The organism is Flavobacterium sp. MK4S-17, assembly GCF_009848495.1.
In the GTDB taxonomy this organism is placed as follows: domain Bacteria; phylum Bacteroidota; class Bacteroidia; order Flavobacteriales; family Flavobacteriaceae; genus Flavobacterium.
Genome location: NZ_WWEP01000015.1, coordinates 1 through 3,243, shown reverse-complemented (window position 1 = coordinate 3,243; position 3,243 = coordinate 1). Strand labels below are relative to the sequence as shown.

The following is a 3,243-nucleotide window of genomic DNA, read 5'->3' as shown; positions in this document are numbered from 1 at the left end:
AGAAAAAGTTCAGACATCTTGAAAATATCTGAACTTTTTTCAAATTTGTCTAATCAAAAATAGTCAACCTATTTTAGGACTAGTCATATTTAATATTGTTTACTATTCATGGCAGGCAGGATCCAGATGCCTTTTTAAGGTTCCTCCTTCACAGGTAGGTATTTCATCAAAGCTATAACGCTCACCTGTTGCCTGGTTGGTTATTTCATTTTTTGTTGAATGTCCGTCATTATCATCATCAGCATCTAAATAGTTAGGTGTACCATCGCCATCTGTATCATAATCTTTTATATCTATCCCAGGCTCGGTTTCATCTTTATTTAAAATGCCATCACCATCAAGGTCAGTATATTCAACAGCATATAATTTAAATGTAAAGATTAAGCTTTCATAAGCACCAATAACCGAATTGGGTGAAGAATTAAAATAGGCCAGCCCTGAAGGAAGGAACATTACACCGGCACCATAATCGGTAAAAGTAGCGGGGTCGGGGCTTGGTGAATCATCATGAAGCCCTGCCCTGAAAAGCGGTATAATTTCCTGCCACCCTTCAATAGATATTGCTAATGAGGAGTAGCTGTCAGGAAATGGCCTGTAGTCAAACTGTGTTCCGTCCAGTATAGTACCGCGGTAGGCAGTTATAACATTATCCCCCCTGGTAGGGGCATCTCCCACTCCTTCGTTAAGCACTAAATAGTATACTTTATAATCTACATCATTACTTTTTACCATTTTAAACTGTAACCGGTATTCCTCCTGGTCCCATATAGAAACCTGGGTACCCCCTTCGGGAATTTCTTTCAGGCTGATATCAAAATCCGTGCTTACGCTTTCTATGTAATGTGTTTTCAGGTATTCTTCAATAAGCGGCAACTCGGCAGCATATTGCTCACCATAATCGCGTGGTGGCACTATGTTATAGCCGTCGTCCTTTTTACAGGCATAAAAAACAGAGATAAGTATTAGAAGGCTTACAGCCTTTATTGCTTTATTCATTTTCAATTTTTTTAATGGCGCAAGATACAATTTTCCTTTATTTTTGTATGGCATTATAACAACGATTTTTAGGAAATAGTATGAGGATTGATAAATATTTATGGTGTGTGCGCTACTATAAAACAAGGAATATAGCTACAGAAGCGTGCAAAAAAGGGCACATAACCATAAACGGGCAGCAGGCAAAACCATCAAGGGAAGTTTTCCCCAACGATAAAATAACCGTTCGCCGGGACCAGATTAATTACATACTCAGTGTTCTTGATATACCTACCAACCGTGTAGGGCCAAAACTGGTAGATGTTTACCGTAAAGATGAAACTCCGGCTGAGGCTTTTCAGCACCTTGAATTACTTAAATTATCTAAAGAACATTACAGGGCAAAAGGTACAGGCCGCCCAACCAAGAAAGACCGCCGCGACCTGGACGATTATACTCCTGACCTTGACACTTTTTTTGATGAAGACACTGAATAAAAATTACTGGGAAAATAGGTATAAAAGCAACAGTACCGGTTGGGATGTAGGCTACATTACCCCTCCATTACAGCAATATATTGACCAACTGGCTGATAAAAACCTGAAGATACTTATTCCCGGTGCAGGCAACGGATATGAATTTGAATATTTATATAACCAGGGATTTAAGAACAGCTTTGTTGCCGATATAGCAGGGCAACCTTTGGAAAATATAAAGCATAGAATACCAAAAATTGCGAAAAACCATTTAATACATGGCGATTTCTTTGAAATTGAAGATAAATTTGACCTTGTATTGGAACAAACTTTTTTTTGTGCACTTAATCCTGAATTACGGAAAAAGTATGCCGAAAAAATGTACAGCATTTTAAACCCAGGTGCTAAACTGGCCGGGCTTTTTTTTCAGTTTCCATTAACGTTAGACGGCCCGCCTTTTGGAGGCAGCCGTGAAGAATATATTGAAATATTTTCTCCACTATTTACTATTAAAACATTAGAAACTGCATATAATTCTATAAAACCAAGAGAAGGCAGGGAACTGTTTTTTATCTTTGAGAAAAAATAACACATAATGAAAAATATTATCCTGACACAACAAGAAATAGAACATAAAATAAGGCGCATTGCTTTCCAGATTTATGAAACTTTTTCAGATGAAACTGAAGTAGTTGTAGCAGGAATTTCAAATAACGGCTATACTTTCGGTAAAAAAATAGCTGCCGAACTGGAAAAAATATCCCCTCTTAAAATAATACTTTGCGAAGTAAAAATAAATAAAGCGCAACCGCTTGATAAAGTACATACATCGCTACCGGCAGAAGACTACATTAATAAGGCACTTGTTTTAACTGATGATGTTCTAAACTCCGGCACTACGCTGATTTATGGCGTAAAGCATTTTCTTGAAGTACCGCTTAAAAAATTTAAAACTGCCGTACTTATAGACCGTAACCACAAGCAATATCCTGTTAAGGCTGATTTTAAGGGCTTATCGCTATCTACCTCCTTACAGGAGCATATACAGGTTATATTTGAGGAAAATGAAGAATATGCATATTTAAGTTAAAACAGGCTCATTATCTGGTTTACTACCTGCTCCGGTGTTTTATTATCTGTTGCAACTACATGCTTAGCCTGCATATAAAAATAACTGCGGTCAAAAAGGTGCTTGGCTACAAATTCCCTCAACTCTTCACCTTTTAAATTATCCAGCATAGGCCTTATATTATCTTTCTGTATATTAATGCGGCTAATAATTTCATCAATCCCGGTTTTAAGGTAAACGGATAGTATATCGTCCTGCTTTAAAAACTCATGGTTATTGGCATAACATGGTGTACCGCCACCCAGGCTTAAAATAAAACTATTTCTTGTATCCATTATTTCCTTAAGGCTTTCGTGTTCCAGTTTCCTGAATTTTATCTCCCCTAACCTAAACAGTTCCTGTATAGTGTTTCCTGTCTTCCTTTCAATATATTCATCAAGGTCAATATAATCAAGGCCGCTGGCCTGGCTAAGTAATTTACCAATAGTGGTTTTACCTGATGCCATGTAGCCTGTAAGAATAATTTTCTGCATTTAATAAGGTCTTAAATATTAAGGCATTAAATAATTTAATCAAAAAAAACTCAAATTTATAATAAAATCGCTTTGAATAATTAATTATACATCCGTATATTTGCACCCGCATTCAGGGAATGCTTTTTGACTCGATAGCTCAGTTGGTAGAGCACAACACTTTTAATGTTGGGGTCCTGGGTTCGAGCCC

General features: G+C 37.1%; 5 protein-coding genes. 3 read left to right on the top strand and 2 right to left on the bottom strand.

Translation table 11 applies throughout. The annotated features are described in order from the left end of the window. Window positions 1-102: 102 nt before the first annotated feature. Window positions 103-996, bottom strand: a complete 894-nt coding sequence (locus tag GSF09_RS07410; RefSeq protein ID WP_159800312.1) for an FKBP-type peptidyl-prolyl cis-trans isomerase — start codon at window positions 994-996, stop codon at window positions 103-105. A gap of 80 nt (window positions 997-1,076) precedes the next feature. Between GSF09_RS07410 and GSF09_RS07405 the strand changes: the two genes are divergently transcribed. The 3 genes from GSF09_RS07405 to GSF09_RS07395 are packed head-to-tail and all read left to right on the top strand — an operon-like array spanning window position 1,077 to window position 2,541. Further along, window positions 1,077-1,472, top strand: a complete 396-nt coding sequence (locus tag GSF09_RS07405; protein ID WP_159800311.1) for an RNA-binding S4 domain-containing protein — start codon at window positions 1,077-1,079, stop codon at window positions 1,470-1,472. Then, a complete protein-coding gene (locus GSF09_RS07400) occupies window positions 1,456-2,040 on the top strand; it encodes a methyltransferase domain-containing protein (RefSeq protein ID WP_159800310.1) in 585 nt (194 codons plus the stop codon). Before GSF09_RS07405 ends, GSF09_RS07400 begins: the two co-directional genes overlap by 17 nt. 3 nt (window positions 2,041-2,043) lie before the next feature. Next, window positions 2,044-2,541, top strand: a complete 498-nt coding sequence (locus GSF09_RS07395) for a phosphoribosyltransferase family protein (RefSeq protein WP_159800313.1) — start codon at window positions 2,044-2,046, stop codon at window positions 2,539-2,541. Here GSF09_RS07395 and GSF09_RS07390 read toward each other — a convergent pair. Beyond that, a complete protein-coding gene (locus GSF09_RS07390; protein ID WP_159800309.1) occupies window positions 2,538-3,053 on the bottom strand; it encodes a shikimate kinase in 516 nt (171 codons plus the stop codon). The genes GSF09_RS07395 and GSF09_RS07390 overlap by 4 nt on opposite strands. Window positions 3,054-3,243 lie beyond the last annotated feature (190 nt).